The organism is Sporosarcina sp. Y838 (assembly GCF_056786515.1).
Genome location: NZ_JBXCJD010000023.1, coordinates 14830 through 38947 on the forward strand (window position 1 = coordinate 14830; position 24118 = coordinate 38947).

Consider the following 24118-nt stretch of genomic DNA (forward strand, 5'->3'; position numbering starts at 1 on the left):
ACATTTCTTAAATAGTATAACACATTAAGAATAATAATCTATATTAATCAAAATCTCAAGCAATTAGTTGTAAAATCGGCAAAGAAATTTGACAGGGAACAAGTTTTTTCGTAGCATATATAGTTGAACGGATACTCTTATCCCGAGCTGGTGGAGGGGTCAGGCCCAATGAAACCCGGCAACCTGCAATGACTTATTTGTCTGCGCAAAGGTGCCAAACCTGTAGCAAGGCACAGTCCTTGTATGATAAGAGTGAAAGGTGCTTTTAAAATCATGCCTTTCCTCATGTATTAGTACGTGAGCGAAGGGCTTTTTAATTTGTTTAGCCCTTTATCCTCGTGTATAGAGCTCGCAGTGGCTTGTAGTCTTTCCTGAATCCGGGAGGACTCTACATGGGACATATGAGTACCGTATCAATCTCGTAGGATATAAGGAGGAAAAGACATGACTAACCGCCGACTGTTTACTTCAGAATCGGTAACTGAAGGACATCCAGACAAAATGTGCGACCAAATTTCAGATGCTATCCTTGATGCTATTTTGGAGGAAGATCCAAATGCACGCGTAGCATGTGAAACGACAATCACTACAGGACTGGTACTCGTAGCAGGTGAAATCACGACGACTACATATGTCGATATTCCAAAAGTTGTGCGCGAAACTGTTAAAGGCATTGGTTACGTTCGAGCGAAATACGGATTTGATTGGGAAACGTCTGCAGTTCTCACTGCGATCGATGAACAATCAGCCGATATTGCTGCGGGTGTTGACCAAGCACTTGAAGCGCGTGAAGGATTAATGACAGATGACGAACTTGAAGATATTGGAGCAGGCGACCAAGGTTTGATGTTTGGTTATGCTTGTAATGAGACACCAGAACTGATGCCATTACCAATCAGCTTAGCCCATAAACTATCCTTTAAACTTGCACAAGTACGTAAAGATGAAACACTTTCGTACCTAAGACCGGATGGGAAAACGCAAGTGACTGTAGAGTATGATGAAAATAATATACCCGTCAGAATTGATACGATTGTTATTTCAGCACAACATCATCCTGAAGTGACACTTGAGCAGATTCAAAGTGATATTAAGGAATTCGTTATTAATCCAGTTGTACCAACTAATTTAATTGATGAAGAAACAAAGTACTACATCAATCCGACTGGCCGATTTGTAATAGGTGGACCTCAAGGAGATGCGGGTCTGACTGGTCGTAAAATCATTGTTGATACGTATGGTGGTTATGCACGTCATGGCGGTGGGGCATTTTCGGGGAAAGATCCTACAAAAGTGGACCGCTCAGCTTCATACGCGGCTCGTTATGTTGCAAAAAACATCGTTGCAGCAGAACTTGCAGACCGCTGTGAAGTCCAGTTGGCTTATGCAATCGGTGTAGCTCAACCTGTATCGATTTCGATTGATACATTCGGAACAGGTACCGTTGAGGAGAGTAAACTCGTGGAACTGACACGTGAACTCTTTGACCTTCGTCCAGCAGGTATTATTAAAATGCTTAATCTCCGTCGTCCTATCTACAAGCAGACGGCAGCGTATGGTCACTTCGGCCGCACGGATGTTGATCTGCCATGGGAACAAACGGATAAAGCTGGAGCTTTGAAAGAACTAACAGGGAAATAATTATTGAAAATGCCGGAAGCAAGGACTCCTCCTTAGCTTCCGGCATTTTTTATCATGTGTTATTATCCTTCAATAAAAAAAGCCGCCAATCAATGGCGGCAATACATCACTTTTGTAGACTCTTATAATATTGCCCTTTTTCCGCGTATTCACGAACAATTCTTTCCATATCTGCACGGTCGTCTTCATTCAGTTCCCGAACAACTTTTGCCGGTGAACCGAGTGCTAACATATTCGGTGGAATCTTCTTACCGGGCGGTACTAGACTGCCCGCTCCAATAAATGCCCCCTCGCCGATTTCAGCCCCGTCTAGAATGATGGAGCCCATGCCAATCAGCGCCCCTTTTTTTATAGTGCAGCTATGTAGAGTAACTTGGTGTCCAATCGACACTTCGTCCTCAAGGATTAGTGGAGAGTGCGGGCTTTGATGTAGGCAGCACAAGTCTTGCACGTTCACTTTACGTCCGATAATTGTAGCTGAGACATCACCGCGAATCACAGTATTGAACCAGATTGACGATTCGGCACCAATTGTTACATCTCCAGAAATTGTTGTATAATCTGCAATGAATACGGATGGATCGATTACGGGTGTTTTATCTTTGTAGGGATAAATCATTCAACTCTCCTCATTTCTTTATGTAGTGTATAATTATCGTAACAAAGATTAGGATTTTATAGAAGGTTAAGAGTTAAACAATAGAAAGAAAATAATGTAATAGGTAAGGGGAAGATGACCGTGTGGAAATGGGAAGCGGAAGGACAGCCTAAAGCTGTCGTGGCGATCGTTCATAATGTGTACGAACATCATAGTAGAAATGCTTGGCTAATTCAGAAGCTTCGGAATAGTGGTTTCCATGTCGTGGCAGGTGATTTACCTGGACACGGAGTAGAAAGCCAAGGAAAAATCCACAACGAACAGGTTGATACATACACTAAATATGTGGAAAAGTTAATAGAGGTCGGTCTCGGTGATAATCTCCCTTTTTTTATTATAGGACATGGAATGGGTGCGACGTTCGTCATGCGTCTTTTGCAAAGAAAGAAAATTGAGTGTGCAGGAGTTGTATTCAGCTCGCCTTGGTTGGCGCTGCGTCACCAACCGCCGAAATTTTCGAACGTACTGACTAAACTTTCATCTTCTACTAAGCTGGATCATGAAATTGATGTTGAAATGTTGACTCGTAACAGTGAGTTATATGAAGAAATACGGTCAGATGAGAATTATGGCACTGAAAGCACGGTATCTTGGTACAAAGAGTTACAGGCATTCATGAAATTGGTGGTACAGCACGAAGGAAACATGCATGATACTCCAGTTTTAATGCACATTGCGGAGGAAGATAAAATTACGGATACCTCCACTGTGAAGAAGTGGCTCATTAGGCAAGATCTATCTGAATTACAGTACAAGCAATGGAAGCATTTGTACCATGATATTTATCAGGAACCAGAACGAGAAGAAGTTTACTTATATACGGAGTCATTTATGAATAATGTACTGAGATCTGTTGGATACGTCGTGTGAGAACTGCATTGAATTTTTCTAGCAAAGGAGAGTTTAATATTACGACTTTTGGATTTGTGAGGCATGGAGTTACTACGTGGAATAAAGAAGGACGTGCTCAAGGGAGTACTGATATCCCGCTTGACGAAGAAGGAATTGAAATGTCTAACCGAGTGGCAAAAAGGCTTTCAAGCGAACAATGGGATTTCATCTACACAAGTCCCTTAATGCGGGCAGCAAAAACAGCAGAAATCATTGCTGAAAGTAGTATTGGAATTCCTCTGATCGCTGACAACCGCCTGCGTGAATCAGGGGGCGGCTTAATCGAAGGAATGACGGAAACGGAGCGCGTTGCAAAATGGGGTCATTCGTGGAGAAAGCTTGAACTGGGGTTCGAACCGCAAGAGGAAATTGTCTCACGCGGTTTGGAATTTGTTAAGGAAATGAACGCGGCATATCCTGGAAAAAGAATCCTAGTTGTTAGTCACGGCGGATTTCTCGGCCGTTTGATCAACGAACTAGTTCCCCATAAAGACTTGAGAGAAAATCTTGAAAATACTTCACTTACAATCATTGAGCTTCGAGAAGAAAGAAACATGTGCGAATTATTTAATTGTACGAAGCATTTACAAATGGTTGATTAACAAAGCGCCAGCTAATGGCGTTATTTTTTTTGAGGAAAAATACTATCTGAACCGTTGATGCGATGCGATTCTGGAATAGTTCAAATAATAAAATAATACTTCAGTCTTAGTGTCTTTTAGACTATACTTGAACTAAAAGGAATAATGAAAAGGGGAAATAGGATGAAATCAATTCGCACAAAAATTGTAGCTGGCGTTTTTTTACTATTTTTTGTTTCGGTTTTATTCATTTATGGCGTTGTCAGTACGCAGATGGAGAAAAATGCTACCGCAAATGTATTGAATAACAGTCAAGTCACTATTAAAGAAATGAATTATTCAATACATAACTTTCTGATGCAATATGAATATGCTTTAGGAATGGTGTCAGAAAACAGTAACGTTATTGATTATATCGATACACAAACTGGAAAAGAAAATGTAACGGCAACGTTAGACAAAGGGATAGATAATGCTTTTTCAAGTTATCGAAATAATTTATCTGAAACTGAAGCAATCTTTTTTGGATTTGAAAATAAGCATACAAAACTTTCTGGAGACACTCCTCCGCCGGAAGGATATGACCCGACTTCACGAGGATGGTATCAATTGGCAAAGGAAAGTCCTAACGAAGTCATTTGGACAGATCCTTATATTGACGCATTTACGGGCGGCTACGTCATAACGGTAACAAAAGGAATAATGAAAGATGGCGAATTTGTCGGAGCAATTGGGGTCGATCTTCTATTGACATCTCTATCTGACAGAATCGGCAAAACGGATCCTGGCTTTGATGGTTACCAGTTCATTTATGATGCAACAGGCGTAGCTGTCGTTCATCCTGTTACACAAGGAGAGAGCAGCATCGAAGAGAAGCATGTTGCCTCACTGTATACAGATGGGAAAACAGACGGAGTAATCGAGTTTACTGAAAATGGTAGAAAAAAGATTGGTGTTTATGAGACGGTGGACGGTTTTGATTGGAAAATTGGAACGGTTTATGATGTAGGTGCCATAAAAGGTTCCGTAACTGAGGCACGCAATCTAATTTTAATCATTGCGCTTATTACAGAATTGGCCGTCATTGTTGTTTTGTGGATACTTATATCACGGCTTATCAGACCTCTTTATACGTTACAATCGGCAATGGACAAAATGGCTGATGGGGACTTACATGCATATGCCAAAGTGAACTCCAAAGATGAATTTGGTCAACTGGCAACTAATTTTAATACAATGGGTTCGAAAATAAGAGATTTAATTACGCTCGTAAACAGTTCTGTCAATGAAGTCCGTCTCGCTGCAGAAAGCTTAAGTGCATCCGCGGAAGAGACGAATGCCGTAAGTGAGCAGATGGCTGGAGCAATTGATGATATTGCGTCTGGTGCAACAAAGTCTGCGCATGATACTGAAGACGTTACGAAAACGGTCGACCACTTAGGTAATCAAATTGTTGGAATCCAAGAAAAAGCCAGTATTATGACAGGGATTGCCAAGGAAGCTGAGGTAGTCAATAAGAGCGGACTTAGTCAAGTCAATCAACTGCAATCATCGTTCGATGGCTGGAAGAATAACCTACAGTCGATGGCGGATGTCGTTGGTGAGTTGGAAACAAAAGTCGGAGCAATCGGAGTCGTGATGGAAACGATTACTCAAATTTCTACGCAGACGAACTTGCTGGCACTTAATGCGAGCATTGAAGCCGCACGGGCGGGCGAACATGGTAAAGGCTTTGCTGTGGTAGCGGATGAAGTGCGTAAACTTGCAGAACAATCTGCTCGAGCTACAGAGGAAGTGAAAGCAACTGTTATGGAGCTTCAAAATGGTTCTCGTCAAGTTTCCATGCAAATGAGAGAAACGGGAGCGACATTCGAGGAACAAGGAAAAGTGGTAGAAGCTACACAAGTGACGTTCGGTGATATATCCGAACTGATGAATAAGTTAGAGCAGTCAATTAGTAGTGTCTACGATGAGGTCAATAAAGTAGTTGAGCATAAAGAAACGGTCATGCAGACAATTGAAACAATGGCGGCAACCGCTGAAGAAACAGCGGCTGCAAGTGAAGAGATTAGTGCGTCGACAGACGAACAGCTTCGAGCAATCCAAGAGGTGGCACAAGCCGCGGACACATTGTCGGAGTTAAGTGACGACCTCTATAAAGCAATCAGTCATTTCAAAATCTAAAAATAGCATTCATAACTGAACAAAGCACTGTCTACGGACAGTGCTTCAGACTGTAGACAAAAGGGCTGGAAATCAAATTGATTTCCAGCCCTTTTGTCTTTTTAATGTTTTGTTTGCGAAAAATAGCCATATTCTATCACTATTTTTATTTCAATTACGCCGTAGCTGGCGTTTTTCTAGGTCCGGTTGGCGAGCTTCTAAAGATTTTGGGCAGAGAAAGTTAGCATCGCTTGTATAGACAATTTTAAAAGCCCTCTAGGGGTTGTCCATCGCATACCATGCTTCTCTTTGGCATTGGCAAAGACGCGTTCGACCGTCTTTTTTCGCTTCCCATATATTTCTTTGATTTCATAGTGGTGTCTAAAGTCTCCCACTACATCCAGATAGTCTTGCCAGATGTGTCGCTGAATTAGCTTTTGTTGGTTCTTACTGTTTGTGCATCTTGCGCTTCCCGTTCATGAATTTGATTCTTCGTCATCATATCCATCACCTCATTTGATACTTAGGAAACACTGTTGATTGGAGCGGAGAGCGGCGACTCCTGCGGGAACAGCGCGAGCTGAAGACCCTGGACTGAGCGCAGCGAGGGAAGCGGCTGAAGCCGTGCCCGCGGAAAACGTCCGCTCGCAGCGGAAATCAACTTTTCAGGCTTTATTCCATTGTAAAAGAAAAAAGACTGTAAGCACTGTCTTCGGACAGTGCTTTATCAATTTAGAAAAGAACTTTGACGTTTAGCAGGAAAATTGGATTAAGAATAGAATATAGAGCATAGGTAGTTGTTAAAAGGGAAGTCTTGTTTTGTGCAGATAAAAAACAACGAAAAGAGTTGGGGGTTATTAGATGAAAGAAGGAGAAAAAAGCGATCTTATTTCATGGATTCAATCATTAGCAATAGTCTTCATTATTGCAATTTCCGTACGGCAATTTCTCTTTACACCGGTAGTTGTTTCCGGTCAATCGATGCTGCCAACTTTTGAAAATGATAATAAAGTCGTCATTTCAAAGGTATATAAGATTGATCGCTTTGACACGATTGTTTTTCATGCTCCCAATTCTGACGATGATTTCATCAAGCGAGTAATCGGTCTGCCGGGCGACGTAGTTGTCATGAAAGACGACATACTTTACATAAACGGCGAAGAATACGAAGAGACCTATCTCCGAGACATGAAAGAAAATGTTTTCGAAGGACAAAAATTAACGCAGGACTTGAAGGTAGAAGTACCAGAAGGTTATTTGTATGTCCTCGGCGATAATCGGAGAAACAGTACAGATAGCAGAATCATTGGCTTCGTTGATGAAAAGTCGGTTGTGGGTTCGGTGAAATTCAGGTTCTTCCCATTCCAGGAAATAGGAATTACTAAGTGAAGCATCAATCCAATCATTCTTTCATCCTCGGGATTGACGGTGGTAGTGGATCAGGGAAAACTACGTACGCTCTTACATTGCAGCAACAGTTAGAAGGTTCAATTGTCTTTCACCTTGATGATTTTATTCAGAAAAAGAAAGTCCGATATACCTTTTTCCTGCTGAAGAAGTGTATTTACAAATGTGTAATCCGCATACGCTAGCAGATGAAATTCGATACGACGTGAAAGGGAGTTTCTAATGACATTTCCACTTTTAAAAACCTCACGCCTTCTATTGACTGAAGTCACACCGGATCATGCACCAGCGCTATTTGAGGTTTTTTCAAATCCAGAAGTAATTAAGTATTATGGAATGGACTTGATGAACGAACAGGCTCAGGCAGACAAAATTATACAGCATTTTAGGACCAATTTTGAAACGGAAAAAGGAATCCGCTGGGCAATTATGTTGAAGGATAGAAATCAGTTCGTTGGCACAATTGGTTTAAATATTCTAGCACTCGGTATGAAAAGAGCCGAAGTCGGATTCGAAATACATCCAGATTTCTGGAGAAGTGGCATTACGTCTGAGGCACTGCAAGAAGTTCTGCATTATTCATTCACGGAACTCGGCCTTCATAGGATAGGCGCAGTTACATTTCTAGCAAACGATGCATCAATCGGACTTTTGAAGAAACATGGGTTCATAGAAGAAGGAAAGTTGCGCAGTTATTTATTTCAAAATGGGCATTCGCACGACGCGCTAATGTTTTCTCGAATCCATAACGATGGGTCTGTTAAATGAATAAGAACACTCCGATGAGGGTATATTTTTACTGACGAATCTCGAATAGGGGAGTGAAGAACATTGCCACAAGACGAAAAAAAGCCGATGTCCGATAAAAAGACGGGTGGCTTGAACCAAACCGAAACGACTGGCAAAGAATTTTCAGATGAAGAGCGTCATACAAACGAAGTCGCTTCAACTGAGTACACAGGCGGCGGAGAAGGAAAAAAGGATTTGAAAAATGACCGACTCGAAACGGGCGGATTTTAACAGGGAGGAATGAAGTTCAATTCCTCCCTGTTAAAGCCTCCGGCGGATGTCACAGATTTTGAAGGGAGTTAATTGAGCAAGCTCAATTCAAAATCTTGACGCAATCACACCGAGGCGTGATTGATGATAATTTAGAGGGTCTTTGCACATTCATTGTGTAAAGGCTTTTTGTTTGGGTAACGCTGGATTCCTCTACAATTAAGCATTCTTATGGTAAATTAAGTACAGCTGAAGTAAAAGGAGTTACATACCATGAATGACTTTTTCGAACGTAAAAAGAAAGAACTAAATATAGATTTAAATGCTGTGCAGAAGAAAGCGGTAACGCAGACGGAAGGCCCGCTTCTTCTATTGGCATGCCCAGGTTCGGGGAAAACGACGACGATGATTATGCGAATTGGTTATTTGATTGAAGAAAAGAAAATTAACCCAAAACGCATAAAAGCAATTACATTCAGCCGGGCATCTGCGCGCGATATGACAGAGCGTTTTACACGGTTTTTCCCACTGAGTTCCAGAGTCGACTTTTCGACAATACATAGTTTGGCATTCAACATTGCACGTACGTATTTAGAAAAAATCGGTACAACTTATGAACTGATTGAAGGAAGCGGTAAAGGACGTCAGTCAGTCAACAAAACTTTTTTATTAAAAGGGATTTATAAAGAAGTATTAAAAGAGGATTGCACGGATGACGAATTGGCTTCACTTTCCACATTCATCAGTTCCATTAAAAACCGGCTAATTCCTATTGGGAAATGGGACGATCTAAAAGGACCTGTCGAAAAGGCGGGCCGTATTGCAAAGAAGTATGAACAATATAAGATGCGTACAAAGGGTCACTTACTTTTGGATTTCGACGATATGCTGACGACTGCAGAACAGGCACTTCGGGAAGACGATGAGCTAAGTGAACATTTTCGAAACCTCTATGATTACCTTCTGACAGATGAGAGCCAAGATACATCACTTGTTCAGCACAAGATTGTTGAGCATCTAGTGGCGCATCATGGCAATCTTTGCGTTGTCGCAGATGATGATCAGTCAATCTATACATGGCGAGGCGCTGAGCCGGATTATCTGCTGGACTTTAAACGTGTCTATCCGGACGCCCAAGTGCTGATGATGGAGCGCAACTACCGTTCGTCAAAAGAGATAGTGGAGATGTCTTCGAAGTTCATCAAACGCAACAAAACACGCTATCCAAAAGAAATGCACACTGAAAATGACAAGTTAGGACCCATTTATATTAAACAACTGAACAACCCGAAACAGCAGTTGGAATACGTGACGTACGAACTGCTGGGTGAAAAGAATTTGAATGAGATCGCCATATTGTTCAGGAATAACTCATCTTCGACGATGTTCGTAAGCGAGTTGCACAGGCGGGGGATTCCATTTTATATGAAGGATGCAGACGATAAGTTTTTCTCGCATTGGATTGTTGAAGACATTCTGAATTTCATGCGTCTCAGTTTTAATGTGGAACGAAAAGATGTTTTCGCAAAAATCATTATGAAAATGAATTTATTTATCTCACGAAACATGCTTACTACGTTTGAAAATACGGAAACGACGGGGAATGTGTTTGATGCCTTTATTCAAACGGTTGAGTTGAAAGACAGCCAAGTTAAAAAGTTAGCGGACTATAAAAAAGGCTATGCTGTGATTCCTGACATGCGCCCTGAACGAGTAATTCAGCTAATTCGCAACGATTTTGGTTATGAGGCGGGACTAAAAAGTAGGGCCGAAAAATTCGGCTATCGATTCGATAGTCTCCTACGCATTTTGGACACGCTTGAAGGCATTGCATCACAACTCCGAACGATGGTGGAATTTGCAACGCGTTTGAAAGAACTAGAACAAGCTGTACAAAATGCTAAATTCAATGCCCCAGAAAATGCAGTGACATTATCAACGTTTCATAGCGCAAAAGGGCTTGAGTTCAGACGTGTATTCATGATTGATTTACTAAAAGGTATTATCCCATCAGAGGAGGACGAAGGGGACGGGGCAATGCTTGAGGAAGCGCGTAGGCTCTTCTATGTCGGCATGACACGTGCTAAAAATCGTCTTGAATTGCTTTCATATGGGCAGGACGAAGGAAAACCTAAAGAAGATTCGAGGTTTCTGAATGAAGTGCGAAGCCTCCTATTGAAACCGGGAGAAGTGAAAAAAGACCAGAAACCGATGAAGATTACAAAAGCAGAGATTGAACTTAACCCTGACGGTATACAGGATAGTGAGGAACTCAAAGTCGGAATAGCAGTTAAGCACAGAGTCTTCGGATATGGTGAAATCATCCGTCGTGAGGGTGAAGAAATTCATATTCAATTCGGTGAAACAGAGAAAAGGCTTGACCTTGATACTGTGATATCTCTAAGGCTACTTGAGAAAGTTGCCACATGAAAAAGTTGTTGTGGATTGGGTTGGCGGGAGCGACTGGTGCAATTATGCGGGTGGCGATTGGTCAAGTCATTTCCAGCGATTCAGGATTCCCTATTTCGACTCTTACTGTAAATGTGATTGGAACATTTTTATTATGTTTCATCCTCGCAGGTGCTTTTCGCTCACTTTCAACACATAAAGAATTTCAAGCCGCAGTTACAACTGGTTTTCTTGGTTCATTCACAACAATTTCCGCTTTTAGCATGGAAACGGTTTTACTCGTGGAACAAGATCAATTTCTGCTAGCTGGACTGTATGTCATTATAAGTGTATTTGGTGGAATTTCAGCAGGTGTCCTCGGCTTTCATCTTGGCGGTAAGAAGGTGAGCCCATGACTTTTTTTGAATTATTGATGGTTGGAATCGGAGGTTTTTTCGGTGCTGTCACTCGGTATTTCATTTCCTCTAAAATGAATGGTGAAAAAACCTTGCCTATGGGCACATTGCTTGTAAATCTGACAGGGTCTCTGCTGATTGGAATCATTTTAGGGCTTGGATTACCTTTGTGGGTGAAATTGCTATTGGTCTCAGGATTTGCTGGGGCACTGACGACGTTTTCTACGATGAATAAAGAACTAATCGAACTTTGGAAAAATGACAAAAAGCATCAAACAGTACTGTATTTGCTGTTAACATATGGGGGGGGAATTGCGCTGGCAGCCCTCGGTTATTACATAGCGTAAATTTAATTTTTTTTACGAAAAGGAAAGAGTTATATGGCAAAGGTAAAAGTGAATAAAATTTTAAAAAGCCCGTCAGGTATCGTCAGTATCATTGTTGTCTTAGCCGCTTTAGTTATATATAATCTGTTCTTCCCGGAAACATACCCAGAACCAAACCGCTCGGATTTGATCCCTGTCGAACTTGTAAAGACAATCGACGGCGATACGATTAAAATTATGTATGAAGGCAAAGAACAAAATGTCCGTTATTTACTCGTAGATACCCCGGAAACGAATCATCCGCGACTCGGTAAGCAGCCATTCGGCGACAAAGCAAAAGAGCGCAATCAGGAGCTTATGAACAGTGGGAAACTTGAAATCGAATTTGACATTGGCGGAAAAACAGACAAGTATGACAGACTGCTTGCCTATATTTACATTGATGGTGTAAGCGTCCAAGAAAAGCTACTTGAAGAAGGTCTTGCCCGCGTTGCGTATGTTTATCCGCCGAACACACGACATCTCGACGCCTATGAAAAAGCGCAGGCAAAAGCGAAAAAAGCGGGAATTGGTATCTGGACACTTGAAGATTATGCGACAGATCGCGGATTTGACAGTGAAACTTCTGTTGACAAGGAAGCCGTGAAGAAGCCGGTGTCGGATGCTGGAGAATCTTTCAAAAATTGTACAGAACTGCGCAAGAGCTATCCGAATGGTGTGAAAAAAGGCCATGCTGCATATTCCGAAAAAATGGATGGCGATAAAGATGGCTTTGCATGTGAACGTTGACATTTCGTTTAAGAGTTAGATAAAACACTCAATTTCGTGTTTTCGTAATCCACTTGACTTGCTCCAGTAACATGATAAGATTCAAATCAATTACATTCGAAATAACTAAAAGTAATAATTAAATAAATGTGAGAGATGGTCCAGTAATCAAATTGTGAGCAGCAGCTAGAGACTGAATGGCAGGTGTAAATTCAGGCAGCAATATGTATGAAGTACGCCATCCGATTTTCTCAACGACTAATGAAGTGGATGGCCGGTTCAGGACTGGTTCGTCAATTAGGGTGGTAACGCGGAGAGCTCCTTCGTCCCTTTCCAAGGGATTGAAGGGGCTTTTTATGTATCCAAAAGTACTTTTAAGTTTTCAACCATCGAGGAGGATTTCATCATGTTTAAAATAAAAGCAATTATTTCGCCGACTTTTGCAGAGGCGGCAACACTTGTAGCAGCAATTGTGTTAATGATTAGTGTCAGTATCGTTAAATTTGAAGCAGTTCCGCATATGCCAATTCTATTTTCCATAATGTTATTGGTCTGTTATGGACTGATCAAAAAAGTGCCTTACCGTAAACTTGAAGGCGGTTTAGTAGAAGGGGCTGGAGCCGGAATGAGTGCGGTCTTCCTGTTTTTCTTCATCGGAATATTGATCAGTAGTTGGATGATGGGTGGAACGATTCCAACGCTAATCTATGCAGGGTTTAATTTGATCACACCATCCTTTTTCTTTGCAATTGTTTTTATAGTCACTTCAATCATTGGTCTTTCAATCGGCAGTTCTTTGACTACGGTTGCAACGGTCGGTGTTGCATTTATCGGTATGGCTACAGTGCTTGACCTATCAATGGCGATAACGGCAGGAGCAATCGTTTCTGGAGCATTTTTCGGAGATAAAATGTCGCCTCTTTCAGATACGACAAACCTTGCTTCTTCGATTGTGGACGTAGACTTATTCGAACATATACGAAATATGGGCTGGACAACAATTCCTGCTTTTGTTATTTCATTGGTTATCTTCGGTATACTTTCCCCGAGTACCACGGTGACTGAAGTCGATAAAATCGCCTTTTTCCAGGAAGGGCTTTTAGAGACAGGGATGATTCATTCGTATACGGTGATTCCGCTAGTCGTTCTTGTTATTTTTACAATCATGAAAGTTCCTGCGCTACTGACATTGGCAGTAAGTGCCGCCAGTGCGGTCGCAATTTCATTTTTCCATCAAAGCTATAGCGCGGCACAAGTGTTCAAAATCTTATTCAGTGGCTTTGTTTCAACGACAGGGATTGAGGACATAGATGCGCTGCTCACTCGTGGCGGCATGGAAAGTATGATGTTTACTGTTGGGTTAGTATTATTAGCGCTTAGTATGGGTGGATTGTTGTTCACGCTAGGGATTGTTCAATCCCTGCTATCCAAAATTGAAAGTCTATTGAAAAAAGCGTCTTCTGTGATTGCGGCTTCTGCGTTAACCGCAATTGGCATCAATGTGTTGATCGGTGAACAGTATTTATCGATATTACTGACAGGCCAAGCATTTCAATCACAATTTGAAAAGGTGGGTCTCACGGGCAAGAATTTAAGCCGAGTGATGGAGGACGCAGGGACAGTCGTGAATCCATTAGTGCCTTGGAGTGTCTGCGGAATTTTCATCACGGGAATACTTGGCGTCTCTACGATGGAGTACTTGCCATTTGCATTCTTTTGCCTGTTATCACCTATATTAACGGTTTTCTTCGGATTTACTGGGAAAACGTTGACCTATCGGGCTGTAGAAAAGTGATGAATGAGTAGAATTATGTAACGGGAGAGAGCATACCTCATTAGGTAGTGCTCTTTTTGGTGTGGAATTATGATCGAAGGGAAATACAAGCAATAGCGTATTCTTTTTGCACAAATTATTCTAGACTTCGTTTCTCTGCAATTCTGCAATCCAATGCTGCCCCCGCAATGAATCCTGGAATACCTCCACCTGAAATAGAAACAAACACAAAGGACATTTTAAATGTGCCGTATACGCTATAGAGCGCAGTACATACCAATAGACTTGTTCCAAAAAAGAAAAGTATCGAGTATAAATATGTGATGGCTAAATCATTGTTCATTTGTAGAACCTATTTTTCTTTTTTGATACGAAATGCTGATGTATAGTCGTTTTTCTACTCATTTATTTCACGCCTTTCATCCTATGTTGGGGCCGCTTCATTACTGTAAAAGTAGCGTGACTAACGTAAATAAAAAGATCGGTATAGCAAGTTGCAGTTATTACGCTCATATATTTTACTACTTTATAAAATCTTTGCCTAGATTTCCTAATTTTATTCGACAATGTAAAGCTAAGGCTAAATCTATTTCAAAGTTGTGTGTTGAAGTCGTATGATTTTAACCATTAATCATGAGAAATGACGACTCTTCCATAAGAATCATGCTTAAATACATCCATTCAATTAGCCAGCCATATTTTAAGACATATTTAGGTGAATTTTTGGGTATATCAATTAAGAACTTTGTATATTTAACGAACATTATAAAATTGTTTGTTCAGGATACATATATTATTACATGAAAATGGTAAACTAGAAGCATCACGTGAGAGTTTGGAGGCGAGCCTATTGGGAAGGATAAACTAAAAATTGCGGAATTAGCCGGTAGTGCAGCTGTATCCAAACGGGGAATTGATGATAATACAAACTTGAATCCTTTAAAACCGTCACGTTCCGACACAGGTAATCGTTTTTTGAACTTTCTGATGTTGATCTATTACAGAAAATCGTACATATGAAAGGATAAGGGTTCCCCTGTCAAAAACATCCGATTCTTAATTCTAATAATCGGATGTTGGAGAACGCACTCCTAATATTAACTAAGCTTCAAGAAGTTTTGGATTTAGTGAAATGAGTTAATCGGGAAAATGCTTCAAATAATCAAAGTATTACTCATAATACTTTTCCGGTATTTCAAGCTATATACCAATTACATGTATAATTCAATACTCGATAGTAGCAAACAATCATTTATGGAGGTGGAAGCCTTGCATCACGTAAGGTTATCATAATGGAAATAATAAACTTAGTATTAGTCGCATTACTTATCGCTTTAACAGCATTCTTTGTAGCAACAGAATTTGCATTAGTGAAAGTTAGAAGTTCAAAAATTGACCAACTCGTTTTAGAAGGTAAAAAAGGGGCTCTATCTGCAAAACATGTAACGACTCATTTAGACGAATATCTTTCTGCCTGCCAATTAGGAATTACAATTACGGCTCTAGGGCTCGGATGGCTTGGTGAACCGACGGTAGAGACAATGCTACATCCTTTGTTCGAAAGGTTCGCTGTAGATCCATCTGTCTCTCAGATTCTTTCCTTTGTCATTGCCTTTGTCTTCATCACTTTCCTACATGTTGTAGTGGGGGAACTTGCTCCGAAGACTATTGCGATCCAAAGAGCAGAAGCACTGACATTGCTTTTTTCTAAACCAATCATGTGGTTCTATAAATTAATGTTTCCGTTTATTTTTGTGTTGAATGGATCAGCTCGTTTGCTTATCGGTCTATTCGGCTTTAAGTCAGCATCGGAACACGAAGTTGCTCATACGGAAGAAGAGTTACGGCTCATTTTGTCAGACAGTTTTAAAAGCGGAGAAATTAACCAGTCCGAACTGAACTATGTCAACAAAATGTTTGAGTTCGACAACCGAATTGCAAAAGAGATTATGGTGCCACGGACTGAAATGGTAACGTTCTCCTCAGATGTTTCTTTCGATGAAGTCGCCTATACAATCCAAGAGGAAAGATACACACGATATCCCATTTACGAGGGGGATATAGACAATATCATAGGTTTCATCAACAGTAAGGATTTACTATACTTCACCCTCGGCGATCGCTCGTCGTTACAGACATTCTCCATTAAAGACTTGTTACATCCAATACCAATGGCAATCGAAACATTGCCAATCGATGAAGTTCTGAAAAAAATGCAAAATGAACGGTCCCAATTATCGCTTGTAATCGATGAATATGGCGGCACGGCTGGAATGGTAACAATCGAAGACATCCTTGAAGAAATCGTCGGGGATATACACGATGAATATGATGCAGATGAAATCGCGGAAATCACAAGGATTTCAGAGAACCATTATATCGTCAGCGGTAAAGTGTTGATAGAAGAAATCAATGATTTGCTTGGGATATCACTAGAAATGGATACGGTGGATATGATTGGCGGATGGTTCTTAACACAGAGTTCCGATCTTAAAGAAGGAGAACGGATTGAGCAAGACGGCTTCATTTTTATACTCAATGAACTAGAAGGGCACCAAATACACTATATAGAAATACAGAAAAGTTGATAGAATTTCTATTTGTAAATGACCATATAAATGAACAGGGATACAAAAACGCCGATGAATTCTCATCAGCGTTTTTGTTGTTTAGAGGAATGGTTTAATCGTGCAGTGAAAAGGTCTCTTTATAATTTGTTGATTCCTTCAATGCTTTCTCTTCCGCAGGAATTCGCACCGACAACATCCATACATTCAACAGAGAAAAGACTATTGCTGTTAAATATGCGCTGAACAGTAGTGGAAGGACGAGAAGTTCGGTAGCGACAATTATATAATTCGGATGACGTACCCACTTATAAGGCCCTTTTTGTACAACAGTAGCACCTGGTAGGATGATGATTTTCGTATTCCAAAACTTCCCGAGTGAAGTAAGACACCAGATTCTTGCCGCTTGTGCGATTAGAAAAATGACGAGAAATATAATCCATAGTGGAGACAACGCTCTTTCGAACAAAAAGACCTCTGCCAGGAGTGAAATAAAAAAAACGATATGCATAGATACCATTACGGGATAGTGGGCAGCACCCGCTTCAAATGCCCCCTGACTGCGCATCCATTTTTCATTGCGCTTCGCGATAAAAAGTTCGATGAGGCGCTGTAAGATGACAATTGAAATGACAATCGGAAATAACATTAGCATCAACCCTCATTCCCATTTCAATAGTAGCAATTCACCGCAAAATCCTGGCCCAAGAGCAGCCATCAATCCATAATCACCAGCGACAGGTTCGTTTTCCATGAATTTTTCTAGAACGTAGAGAATAGTTGGTGAGGACATATTGCCATTTTGACGCAGTACGTCGCGCGAGATATCCGTTTTAGTTTTATCAAACCCAAGTGCGGTTTCATAAGCTTCGAGTATTTTTTTACCACCAGGATGTGCAACGAAATGTGTAATATTGTCTTTAGTAAGTCCTTGTTCACTGAGAAATTCATGAACGAAAGGGCCGAGCCAATTTGTGATGATAGCAGGAATGCTTTTTGAGAAAACAACATAGAGCCCAGTATTTTTCACATCCCAGCCCATGACCTCCTCAGAATTGGGCATCAGTTTTGACGTAGTGGCAATCACTTTAGGCATTGCTTTAGTAACCTTTACCGACGATTTCTCTCCAGAAACCAACGCACAAGCAACCCCATCGGAAAATAACGACACACCTACCAAATTGCTTTTTGAATAATCGTCTTTTTGGAATGTCAAACTACATAATTCAACAGAGAGTACGAGGACATTCGCCTCAGGGTATGCAAGGCAATATTCATAAGCTCTGCTAATCCCCACCGCGCCACCAGCGCAACCCAGTCCCCAGATAGGAATACGTTTTGCATTATCACGGAAAGGGATCTTATTCATGATGCGTGCTTCAATACTTGGAGTTGAAATTCCGCTGCTTGAAATGAAATAAATGGCGTCAATCACAGACGGTTCAATAGGACTGTCGAGCTTGCCGTTTCCTTGAAGGCACGATAGTACGGCTTGTACACCGAAGTCGACCGCATGTTGAATATATAAGTTATTGCGCTCTTCAAAGTCATGCTCTTTGCCATACCATTCAATGGGCATGCATACATTGCGAGTCTCGATATCTCCATTTTGAAATACATTTAATAGTCTTTCTATATCCTTGTATTTCTCACTAAAAAGAGAACGGGTCAGTTCAACTGCCTGTTCTTGTATTACTTCATGCGGGGGTTTGAAAGTACTAACTGAAATAATTTTCGGCATAGGTTACCTCCCACTCATTATCTAATACATATTACCTGAATTTGACTTTGTCAAACGTCTTATTTGAGCGTCCCTACCATCTAGCTACTATACTTCGTGTAAAATGGTGACATAATGATTGGAGGGAATACAATGACCATCAAACTAAGTATTTTGGATCAATCACCGATATCTGAAGGTAGCAACGCTATGGAATCATTAAAACAGACAGCAATACTTGCACAAAAAGCCGAAGAATGGGGTTATACTCGTTTTTGGGTTTCCGAACACCATGACACGACAACACTAGCGGGATCGTCACCGGAAATACTAATCGCTCATCTGGCTTCTGTAACCTCTAAAATCCGACTCGGAACGGGAGGTGTTATGCTGCCTCATTATTCCGCGTACAAAGTTGCAGAGAATTTCAAACTCCTTGAAGCACTCTTTCCAGGTCGGATTGATGCGGGCGTTGGGCGCGCTCCGGGTGGGATGCCGCGAGCGACATATGCCTTGCATAATGGAAACTATCGGGATGTCAATAAATTCCCGGAACAAGTGGATGACTTACTGATGTATTTGAACGATTCTATCCCAGCCGAACACGCATACTATGGCTTGAAAGCCACACCTATAACGGAAGAGGTACCGCCCGTTTGGATGTTAGGATCGAGTCAAAGCTCTGCCTTTCTTGCCGCTGAAAAAGGTCTACCCTATATGTTTGCACAGTTCATTAACGGAGAAGGCGGTCCCGCATACGCGAATCATTATCGCAAAAAGTTCCAGCCTTCCGTATATTTGCAAAAACCTAAACAAGCAGTTGCTGTCTTTTTTGCCTGTGCAGAAACGGAAGAAGAAGCCGAACGGATCATCTCTTCACTTGATTTATCCAGGATTATGCTAGAACAGGGCATGCGCTCCAAAGGCACACCTTCGCCCGAAAAGGCGCTTGCATATCCATACAGTCATTTTGAACAACTACGTGTTTTAGAAAATCGTAAACGGATGATTGTAGGTACACCTAAAATGGTCAGAATAGAAATAGAAAAGATTGCAGAAGAGTACAATGCGGATGAAGTGATGCTTGTGATGATTGCATATGACTTTCAGGATAAGCTAAGGTCTTATGAATTGATTGCCAATGAGATGCTTATCTGAACGAATGTACATACATTAGCGTACGCATAACTTGTACGAAAGATGACTAACTTAGGAAAAAGCATTGCTTAGGCGGTGCTTTGTAATTTTTGGGATTAAATATTATGTTATTCACAAGTCATAATTATTTTTATACAACATTATTAAAAAGCACCGCAAAATTGCGATGCTTTTAGTGTTACATACGTTTTTTTCATCTGATAAAATACTTAGATAGCGTTTGTTTACCTTATTTGTTTACAAGTTGTGTACATAACTTTTTAAGACTCTCTTCGAACTTCAAATCACTCTCTTTTGAGCGTTTCTTTGGACCACGTAAGCGTCCGCCAGCCATTCGGACTTTTTGTGCAGTATGGCGGGCGTACAATAGCTGATCGATATTGTCCTCTGTATAAAGGCGTCCATTTTGATCGATTGGATGCCCTTTTTTTGCTAGGACCATAGCAGCTAAACCGTAATCTTGTGTAACGACAATATCATCTTTTTGCACACGATTTACAAGAACAAAATCGACTGCATCTGCTCCCTTAGAGACTATTATCGTCTCGGCCCCTTCGCGATGCATTTCATGTGTCGTATCGCAAATGAGGATGCAGCGGAATCCGAAGGTCCCTGCTATTTGAATCGTTTCTTTTACAACCGGACATGCATCCGCGTCGATAAGAATTGTCGTCATGGGACGTCCCCCTTTATACTTTCTTATGCGTAATTCTTCTAAAAAAGAACCTTCAACTTGTCATTCTCTATATACGTCTGGCAAAGTTAATTCAAAAACGGAGGAACCGACGATTTTCGCAACGTTTTGTAGACGTTCCTTACTTAACTTTTCAATTGTGTCTTCAGGAGTATGATACCATTCTTCAACAGGATCATAAATGAACAGCGCTGCATCGATTCCCGCATCATGAAATGGAACATGATCACTTCTGTCCCCAAAATCAGTTTCGATAGGGTCTCCATAGAGTTGTTCATTCGCTTTACTTGCGGCTTTTGTAACAGTATTATCCGATCCATCCATCGTTTGAATGGTTAAATCTCCGGCATAAGCACTTCCAACCATATCAAGATTGAACATTGCGACAGAGCGCTTAATTTCACTAGGAGACATCGCATTCACATACTTTTTAGACCCATACAATCCTTCTTCTTCAGCGCCAAAAAGTAAGAAACGGATTTCTTTATTTGTTGGAACGGTTTTGAACAACCGTGCAAGTTCTAAGACAACTGCTGTGCCGCTAGCATTGTCGCTCGCACCGGGTGCATTTGCGACAGAATCATAGTGGGCACCAATTAATACAATTTCATCATTGACTTCGGAAACAGGTTGTTTAGTAGCTATCAAATTTTGCGATTCTTCTATTTGAATAGAGGCACCACCAATTTTAACTTCCGCATTGATAGGGCTGCTAGTTTTAACTAAGTTTACAAGTTTTGTACCTTCCTCATAATTTAGAGCAAGCGCAGGAATGAAATCGTCATAATGTTCATCGCCGAGTGACCAGTTATCAATCTCCGACTCATCAGGGAAATAAAGAATGATTCCCTCCGCACCGGAATCTGCTGCTAGTAAAACGAGTTCGTAGAAAGGTGTATCCTTAACCGCAACAAGTACAATTTTTCCTACTACGTCCACTTTTTTATAGTCGGCTTTTAAACCATGGCCCACGTCAATCAATTGTCCTTTGGCGTGACCGTCAACTGAGTATTGAAACGGAGAAGGTGAGAGCGTGCCATCAAACCCTTCAACGACAATGTTGTGAAATTTAGGCATGATATATCTCTCAAACTCAAAAGGTTGAACTTCAACTTCATAACCAGCCATTTTAAGTTGGGCTGTTATAAAAGTAGCCGCTTGCAGTTCAGATTTCGTGCCTGCAACACGGGGTTCTAACGATAATTCTTTTAGGGAAGCGTAAATGTTATTAACGTTTACATTATTGCTAAAGTCAATATGCATTTGACTGAACTCTGGACTTTCCACGACCTGTGTTTTAGATGAACAGGCTGTTAACAGGACAATACATACGAGTAGTAAAGAGAATAGCCTTTTTTTAAAAATCATAGGACTCCTCCAATCTGATTAAGGAAATTATAGCATGACCATTCAGTTTCAATATAAACAGGTAAGGGAATAGTTACAAAAAGGCTAAAGTGGAAGGAGTGAACTGAATGTTTAAAAAACCAGAAGATGCGCGAATGACACGTGAAGAATCGGAAGGATATGGGCGCCATACAGATGCTAAAAACGCAAGATATGAGCATGTTGAGTTGGATAATGATAAAGACAACAATGCCACTTCAGCTAGTACCCCTCTAACTGAAGAGGAAATCGTCAGGCGGGTAGGCGAACAAAATTATAAAAATATGAATGATGATAAGACATCGGCATCCATAAATAGCTAAAAGAGACAGCTTCTTTGTTAATGAAAACAAAGGAAAACGACTATCACATGTCGAATGGTCCTTAAGATAATTAGTATATAACTTGGAGGCGCTGTAGATGTTTAAAACAATTGAAGAATTTCTTGTTAACTGGGGTCATGAAAGTGGCTCTACACAAAAGATTCTAGACACATTGACAGATGAATCACTTCGACAAGAAGTATCACCTGAAGATCGCACGCTCGGTAGAATTGCTTGGCATCTCGTTACAACACTTGACGAGATGGTATCGCGTACAGGTCTTGAATTTGATGCGACTCCCCATGACGCTCCTGTTCCAGGAAAAGCTACTGATATTGCAGATGCCTATCGTTCTTCAAACAATACGATGGTTGCGGCAATAAAAGAACAATGGAATGACGATATTTTGCATGAAAAGAAAGATATGTATGGAGAGCAGTGGACGATTGGCACCGTCCTAAATATATTAATAGCACACCAAACGCATCACCGTGGTCAAATGACTGTTCTTATGAGACAAGCAGGTTTACGTGTACCGGGTGTATATGGACCGTCTCGCGAAGAGTGGGCAGAGTTTGGCGGAGAAGCTCCTAAAGTCTAAATATATGAAAAGCTGCTCAAAATCAGTTGATGATTGAGCAGCTTTTCTTTTAATTATTGGGGGGTATACGTATCTGACAAAGGTTTTTATATTGAACTATAAAGAGAGAAATAAAATATTTGCCTAGTATATTTGTGGGTTACTTTAGCCGCATTGGGGGCAATGAGTATTACCGACCGCTCGAATCTGTACCTGGACCGCTCAAAACTCGCTCAGCAACAATCCAAAACCCACCGCTAACCAACAATATCCATACTTACTTAACCGTAATCCGTCCATTATCGGTCTTTAAACGAATCGTATGCTCTCCGGCACCGATAACCGTCCGTAAATTCCGTTCTCCAAAGACATCAATTCCGCTATGACTCGTCTTCGCATGTATTGTAACATTTTTCGCGCTTTCACTTGATTCAATAAGGATGCTTCCGTTATCTGTTCGTAAATCCATATTTCGATCAATACTATCTGTTTGAACGATAATTCGTCCATTATCCGTACTTCCGACAATGGATCCTGATACATGTTCCAAAACGATTCGCCCGTTATCCGTTTCTGTTGCAATACTGACCGCATCTACATAGCGCATTTCAATCCGTCCGTTATCCGTTTTCGCTGTTATCTGTTCAACTTGTGCTTTATCGACTTCAATTCGCCCATTATCCGTTTCAGCATTCAATGTCGTTGCTGCAATTTCTTTTAAATGGACTGCTCCGTTATCAGTCTTCGCTTGGATTTTCTTGGCAAGCAGTTTCTTAGCGGTAATTCGTCCATTATCCGTCTTCATAGCAATTTTTTGATAAAGTTTAATTGGAATCATGACATTTAGAGTCACTGCCTTAAAATTGAAATGAAGCATGAATAACCAGTGACGCAAACCTTTGAGTCTGATGAACAATGTGTCTTCAATAACTTCAGCCGACAGCTGCAATTTCTCATCCCAACCAACCAATTCAACTGTGGTAACCGAACTGTCGGATGGACTTACCACAATTGACCCATATTTAACATTGATATCGATATTGTTAAAATGGTTATCTGAAATTGTAATCATTTTATTTATTGGTGTCACTTCTACTTCATTTTTAGAGAACGAATGGGAAGCTTGCAATTCTTCAGCAATAGTTTGAGGGGCTCCTAAGGAAGCAGCAATTTCACTATCTGATTTTCCATCTTCACGTCCATTTGTAAAGTATTCTCGGATATCTAGAATAATATCGTTCAGTTCCTCTGCAGGTAGCCTTTTTAAAGCATTTTGAAGTTCAACAATAAATTGATTTTCAGTCATTAATAACGCCCTCCTCGATTAATGTATTCACGCCATCCGTGAAGTTTTTCCATTCAGCCAGTTGTGCATGAAGATAATCCCGGCCACTATCCGTCAATTTGTAATACTTGCGGGGAGGACCTTCCGTCGATTCCTGCAGGTAAGTTGTAAAATAACCTTCCTTGGTCAATCGACGCAGTAAAGGATATACTGACCCTTCTGAAATGGATATTTGATCCGAAATCTTCTGCACGAGTTCATATCCATACCGATCTTGTTTATCCAGCAGTACAAGCACACACAAATTCAACACACCTTTTTTAAATTGCACATTCACTTAATTTCGTCTCCTTTCGCTATTAATCAATGAATAGTACCATACCATGCGATGTA

The 24118-nt window shown here is 40.8% G+C and carries 24 protein-coding genes, 1 pseudogene and 1 riboswitch; of the genes and pseudogenes, 16 read left to right on the forward strand and 9 right to left on the reverse strand.

Annotation, left to right across the window (positions count from 1 at the left end; genetic code table 11):
• Window positions 1-134 precede the first annotated feature (134 nt).
• Window positions 135-253: riboswitch (SAM riboswitch) on the forward strand.
• A 191-nt stretch (window positions 254-444) separates the two neighbouring features.
• Window positions 445-1641 (forward strand): methionine adenosyltransferase, encoded by a 1197-nt coding sequence (metK, locus tag AC1TO4_RS17615; RefSeq protein ID WP_482106353.1) that lies wholly within the window; start codon window positions 445-447, stop codon window positions 1639-1641.
• A gap of 106 nt (window positions 1642-1747) precedes the next feature.
• Here metK and AC1TO4_RS17620 read toward each other — a convergent pair whose 3' ends face one another.
• Window positions 1748-2260, reverse strand: coding sequence for a gamma carbonic anhydrase (locus AC1TO4_RS17620; RefSeq protein WP_482100078.1), 513 nt, complete (start codon window positions 2258-2260; stop codon window positions 1748-1750).
• Window positions 2261-2374: 114 nt separating this feature from the next.
• On the opposite strand from AC1TO4_RS17620, the gene AC1TO4_RS17625 reads away from it, so the two are divergent.
• From AC1TO4_RS17625 to AC1TO4_RS17635, 3 genes are all read left to right on the forward strand, one after another.
• The gene (locus tag AC1TO4_RS17625; protein WP_482106354.1) at window positions 2375-3169 is read left to right on the forward strand and encodes an alpha/beta hydrolase; all 795 of its coding nucleotides are present in this window, start codon (window positions 2375-2377) and stop codon (window positions 3167-3169) included.
• A 56-nt stretch (window positions 3170-3225) separates the two neighbouring features.
• Window positions 3226-3792, forward strand: a complete 567-nt coding sequence (locus AC1TO4_RS17630; protein WP_482106373.1) for a histidine phosphatase family protein — start codon at window positions 3226-3228, stop codon at window positions 3790-3792.
• 162 nt (window positions 3793-3954) lie between these two features.
• Window positions 3955-5955, forward strand: coding sequence for a methyl-accepting chemotaxis protein (locus tag AC1TO4_RS17635; protein WP_482106355.1), 2001 nt, complete (start codon window positions 3955-3957; stop codon window positions 5953-5955).
• 197 nt (window positions 5956-6152) lie between these two features.
• On the opposite strand, the pseudogene AC1TO4_RS17640 reads toward AC1TO4_RS17635, so the two are convergent.
• Window positions 6153-6401, reverse strand: a pseudogene (locus AC1TO4_RS17640) (transposase); the annotation flags it as partial.
• Window positions 6402-6795: 394 nt separating this feature from the next.
• Here AC1TO4_RS17640 and lepB point away from each other — a divergent pair.
• The 8 genes from lepB (at window position 6796) to nhaC (ending at window position 14033) form a co-directional block, all read left to right on the forward strand.
• Window positions 6796-7323 carry a signal peptidase I gene (gene lepB / locus AC1TO4_RS17645; protein ID WP_482100075.1) on the forward strand — a complete coding sequence of 176 codons (528 nt, stop codon included), beginning with the start codon at window positions 6796-6798 and terminating at the stop codon, window positions 7321-7323.
• A 240-nt stretch (window positions 7324-7563) separates the two neighbouring features.
• Window positions 7564-8109 carry a GNAT family N-acetyltransferase gene (locus tag AC1TO4_RS17650; protein WP_482106356.1) on the forward strand — a complete coding sequence of 182 codons (546 nt, stop codon included), beginning with the start codon at window positions 7564-7566 and terminating at the stop codon, window positions 8107-8109.
• A gap of 63 nt (window positions 8110-8172) precedes the next feature.
• Window positions 8173-8361: a hypothetical protein gene (locus AC1TO4_RS17655; protein WP_482106357.1), complete on the forward strand. Its 189-nt coding sequence runs from the start codon at window positions 8173-8175 to the stop codon at window positions 8359-8361.
• 252 nt (window positions 8362-8613) lie between these two features.
• Window positions 8614-10770, forward strand: coding sequence for an ATP-dependent helicase (locus AC1TO4_RS17660; RefSeq protein ID WP_482106358.1), 2157 nt, complete (start codon window positions 8614-8616; stop codon window positions 10768-10770).
• A complete protein-coding gene (locus AC1TO4_RS17665) occupies window positions 10767-11144 on the forward strand; it encodes a fluoride efflux transporter FluC (protein ID WP_482106359.1) in 378 nt (125 codons plus the stop codon). The genes AC1TO4_RS17660 and AC1TO4_RS17665 overlap by 4 nt, the downstream gene beginning before the upstream one ends.
• Window positions 11141-11491: a fluoride efflux transporter CrcB gene (gene crcB / locus AC1TO4_RS17670; protein ID WP_482106360.1), complete on the forward strand. Its 351-nt coding sequence runs from the start codon at window positions 11141-11143 to the stop codon at window positions 11489-11491. Before AC1TO4_RS17665 ends, crcB begins: the two co-directional genes overlap by 4 nt.
• A gap of 33 nt (window positions 11492-11524) precedes the next feature.
• Window positions 11525-12259 (forward strand): thermonuclease family protein, encoded by a 735-nt coding sequence (locus AC1TO4_RS17675; protein ID WP_482106361.1) that lies wholly within the window; start codon window positions 11525-11527, stop codon window positions 12257-12259.
• A 385-nt stretch (window positions 12260-12644) separates the two neighbouring features.
• Window positions 12645-14033: a Na+/H+ antiporter NhaC gene (nhaC, locus tag AC1TO4_RS17680; RefSeq protein ID WP_482106362.1), complete on the forward strand. Its 1389-nt coding sequence runs from the start codon at window positions 12645-12647 to the stop codon at window positions 14031-14033.
• Window positions 14034-14148: 115 nt separating this feature from the next.
• Here nhaC and AC1TO4_RS17685 read toward each other — a convergent pair whose 3' ends face one another.
• Window positions 14149-14355 carry a hypothetical protein gene (locus AC1TO4_RS17685; RefSeq protein ID WP_482100067.1) on the reverse strand — a complete coding sequence of 69 codons (207 nt, stop codon included), beginning with the start codon at window positions 14353-14355 and terminating at the stop codon, window positions 14149-14151.
• 949 nt (window positions 14356-15304) lie between these two features.
• Between AC1TO4_RS17685 and AC1TO4_RS17690 the strand changes: the two genes are divergently transcribed.
• The gene (locus AC1TO4_RS17690) at window positions 15305-16600 is read left to right on the forward strand and encodes a hemolysin family protein (RefSeq protein ID WP_482106363.1); all 1296 of its coding nucleotides are present in this window, start codon (window positions 15305-15307) and stop codon (window positions 16598-16600) included.
• A gap of 94 nt (window positions 16601-16694) precedes the next feature.
• On the opposite strand, the gene AC1TO4_RS17695 is transcribed toward AC1TO4_RS17690, so the two are convergent.
• Window positions 16695-17228: an isoprenylcysteine carboxyl methyltransferase family protein gene (locus AC1TO4_RS17695; protein ID WP_482106374.1), complete on the reverse strand. Its 534-nt coding sequence runs from the start codon at window positions 17226-17228 to the stop codon at window positions 16695-16697.
• A gap of 12 nt (window positions 17229-17240) precedes the next feature.
• Window positions 17241-18320 (reverse strand): type III polyketide synthase, encoded by a 1080-nt coding sequence (locus tag AC1TO4_RS17700; protein ID WP_482106364.1) that lies wholly within the window; start codon window positions 18318-18320, stop codon window positions 17241-17243.
• Between the two features lie 132 nt (window positions 18321-18452).
• Between AC1TO4_RS17700 and AC1TO4_RS17705 the strand changes: the two genes are divergently transcribed.
• Window positions 18453-19457 carry an LLM class flavin-dependent oxidoreductase gene (locus tag AC1TO4_RS17705; RefSeq protein ID WP_482106365.1) on the forward strand — a complete coding sequence of 335 codons (1005 nt, stop codon included), beginning with the start codon at window positions 18453-18455 and terminating at the stop codon, window positions 19455-19457.
• 229 nt (window positions 19458-19686) lie between these two features.
• On the opposite strand, the gene AC1TO4_RS17710 is transcribed toward AC1TO4_RS17705, so the two are convergent.
• The gene (locus tag AC1TO4_RS17710; protein ID WP_482106366.1) at window positions 19687-20133 is read right to left on the reverse strand and encodes a YaiI/YqxD family protein; all 447 of its coding nucleotides are present in this window, start codon (window positions 20131-20133) and stop codon (window positions 19687-19689) included.
• 60 nt (window positions 20134-20193) lie between these two features.
• The gene (locus AC1TO4_RS17715) at window positions 20194-21519 is read right to left on the reverse strand and encodes a M28 family peptidase (RefSeq protein ID WP_482106367.1); all 1326 of its coding nucleotides are present in this window, start codon (window positions 21517-21519) and stop codon (window positions 20194-20196) included.
• A 107-nt stretch (window positions 21520-21626) separates the two neighbouring features.
• On the opposite strand from AC1TO4_RS17715, the gene AC1TO4_RS17720 reads away from it, so the two are divergent.
• Both AC1TO4_RS17720 and AC1TO4_RS17725 read left to right on the forward strand, forming a co-directional pair.
• Complete coding sequence (locus AC1TO4_RS17720; RefSeq protein ID WP_482100061.1) at window positions 21627-21860, forward strand: hypothetical protein; 234 nt, start codon at window positions 21627-21629, stop codon at window positions 21858-21860.
• A gap of 97 nt (window positions 21861-21957) precedes the next feature.
• Entirely contained in the window at window positions 21958-22461 is a 504-nt protein-coding gene (locus AC1TO4_RS17725) for a DinB family protein (protein WP_482100060.1), read from the forward strand.
• A gap of 256 nt (window positions 22462-22717) precedes the next feature.
• On the opposite strand, the gene AC1TO4_RS17730 is transcribed toward AC1TO4_RS17725, so the two are convergent.
• Together AC1TO4_RS17730 and AC1TO4_RS17735 are read right to left on the reverse strand one after the other, a co-directional pair.
• Window positions 22718-23746 carry a DUF4097 family beta strand repeat-containing protein gene (locus AC1TO4_RS17730; protein WP_482106368.1) on the reverse strand — a complete coding sequence of 343 codons (1029 nt, stop codon included), beginning with the start codon at window positions 23744-23746 and terminating at the stop codon, window positions 22718-22720.
• Window positions 23739-24062 carry a PadR family transcriptional regulator gene (locus AC1TO4_RS17735; protein WP_482100058.1) on the reverse strand — a complete coding sequence of 108 codons (324 nt, stop codon included), beginning with the start codon at window positions 24060-24062 and terminating at the stop codon, window positions 23739-23741. The genes AC1TO4_RS17730 and AC1TO4_RS17735 overlap by 8 nt, the downstream gene beginning before the upstream one ends.
• Window positions 24063-24118: the final 56 nt, after the last annotated feature.

What these genes read in the sequence shown, in the direction of transcription:
- AC1TO4_RS17700 (WP_482106364.1), bottom strand. Translation starts at nt 18,320, where the DNA reads ATGCCGAAAATTATTTCAGTTAGTACTTTCAAACCCCCGCATGAAGTA.
- AC1TO4_RS17695 (WP_482106374.1), bottom strand. Translation starts at nt 17,228, where the DNA reads ATGTTATTTCCGATTGTCATTTCAATTGTCATCTTACAGCGCCTCATC.
- AC1TO4_RS17705 (WP_482106365.1), top strand. Translation starts at nt 18,453, where the DNA reads ATGACCATCAAACTAAGTATTTTGGATCAATCACCGATATCTGAAGGT.
- AC1TO4_RS17715 (WP_482106367.1), bottom strand. Translation starts at nt 21,519, where the DNA reads ATGATTTTTAAAAAAAGGCTATTCTCTTTACTACTCGTATGTATTGTC.
- AC1TO4_RS17660 (WP_482106358.1), top strand. Translation starts at nt 8,614, where the DNA reads ATGAATGACTTTTTCGAACGTAAAAAGAAAGAACTAAATATAGATTTA.
- lepB (WP_482100075.1), top strand. Translation starts at nt 6,796, where the DNA reads ATGAAAGAAGGAGAAAAAAGCGATCTTATTTCATGGATTCAATCATTA.
- crcB (WP_482106360.1), top strand. Translation starts at nt 11,141, where the DNA reads ATGACTTTTTTTGAATTATTGATGGTTGGAATCGGAGGTTTTTTCGGT.
- AC1TO4_RS17725 (WP_482100060.1), top strand. Translation starts at nt 21,958, where the DNA reads ATGTTTAAAACAATTGAAGAATTTCTTGTTAACTGGGGTCATGAAAGT.
- AC1TO4_RS17690 (WP_482106363.1), top strand. Translation starts at nt 15,305, where the DNA reads ATGGAAATAATAAACTTAGTATTAGTCGCATTACTTATCGCTTTAACA.
- AC1TO4_RS17620 (WP_482100078.1), bottom strand. Translation starts at nt 2,260, where the DNA reads ATGATTTATCCCTACAAAGATAAAACACCCGTAATCGATCCATCCGTA.
- AC1TO4_RS17625 (WP_482106354.1), top strand. Translation starts at nt 2,375, where the DNA reads ATGACCGTGTGGAAATGGGAAGCGGAAGGACAGCCTAAAGCTGTCGTG.
- AC1TO4_RS17720 (WP_482100061.1), top strand. Translation starts at nt 21,627, where the DNA reads ATGTTTAAAAAACCAGAAGATGCGCGAATGACACGTGAAGAATCGGAA.
- nhaC (WP_482106362.1), top strand. Translation starts at nt 12,645, where the DNA reads ATGTTTAAAATAAAAGCAATTATTTCGCCGACTTTTGCAGAGGCGGCA.
- AC1TO4_RS17675 (WP_482106361.1), top strand. Translation starts at nt 11,525, where the DNA reads ATGGCAAAGGTAAAAGTGAATAAAATTTTAAAAAGCCCGTCAGGTATC.
- AC1TO4_RS17650 (WP_482106356.1), top strand. Translation starts at nt 7,564, where the DNA reads ATGACATTTCCACTTTTAAAAACCTCACGCCTTCTATTGACTGAAGTC.
- AC1TO4_RS17730 (WP_482106368.1), bottom strand. Translation starts at nt 23,746, where the DNA reads ATGACTGAAAATCAATTTATTGTTGAACTTCAAAATGCTTTAAAAAGG.
- AC1TO4_RS17685 (WP_482100067.1), bottom strand. Translation starts at nt 14,355, where the DNA reads ATGAACAATGATTTAGCCATCACATATTTATACTCGATACTTTTCTTT.
- AC1TO4_RS17710 (WP_482106366.1), bottom strand. Translation starts at nt 20,133, where the DNA reads ATGACGACAATTCTTATCGACGCGGATGCATGTCCGGTTGTAAAAGAA.
- AC1TO4_RS17635 (WP_482106355.1), top strand. Translation starts at nt 3,955, where the DNA reads ATGAAATCAATTCGCACAAAAATTGTAGCTGGCGTTTTTTTACTATTT.
- metK (WP_482106353.1), top strand. Translation starts at nt 445, where the DNA reads ATGACTAACCGCCGACTGTTTACTTCAGAATCGGTAACTGAAGGACAT.
- AC1TO4_RS17665 (WP_482106359.1), top strand. Translation starts at nt 10,767, where the DNA reads ATGAAAAAGTTGTTGTGGATTGGGTTGGCGGGAGCGACTGGTGCAATT.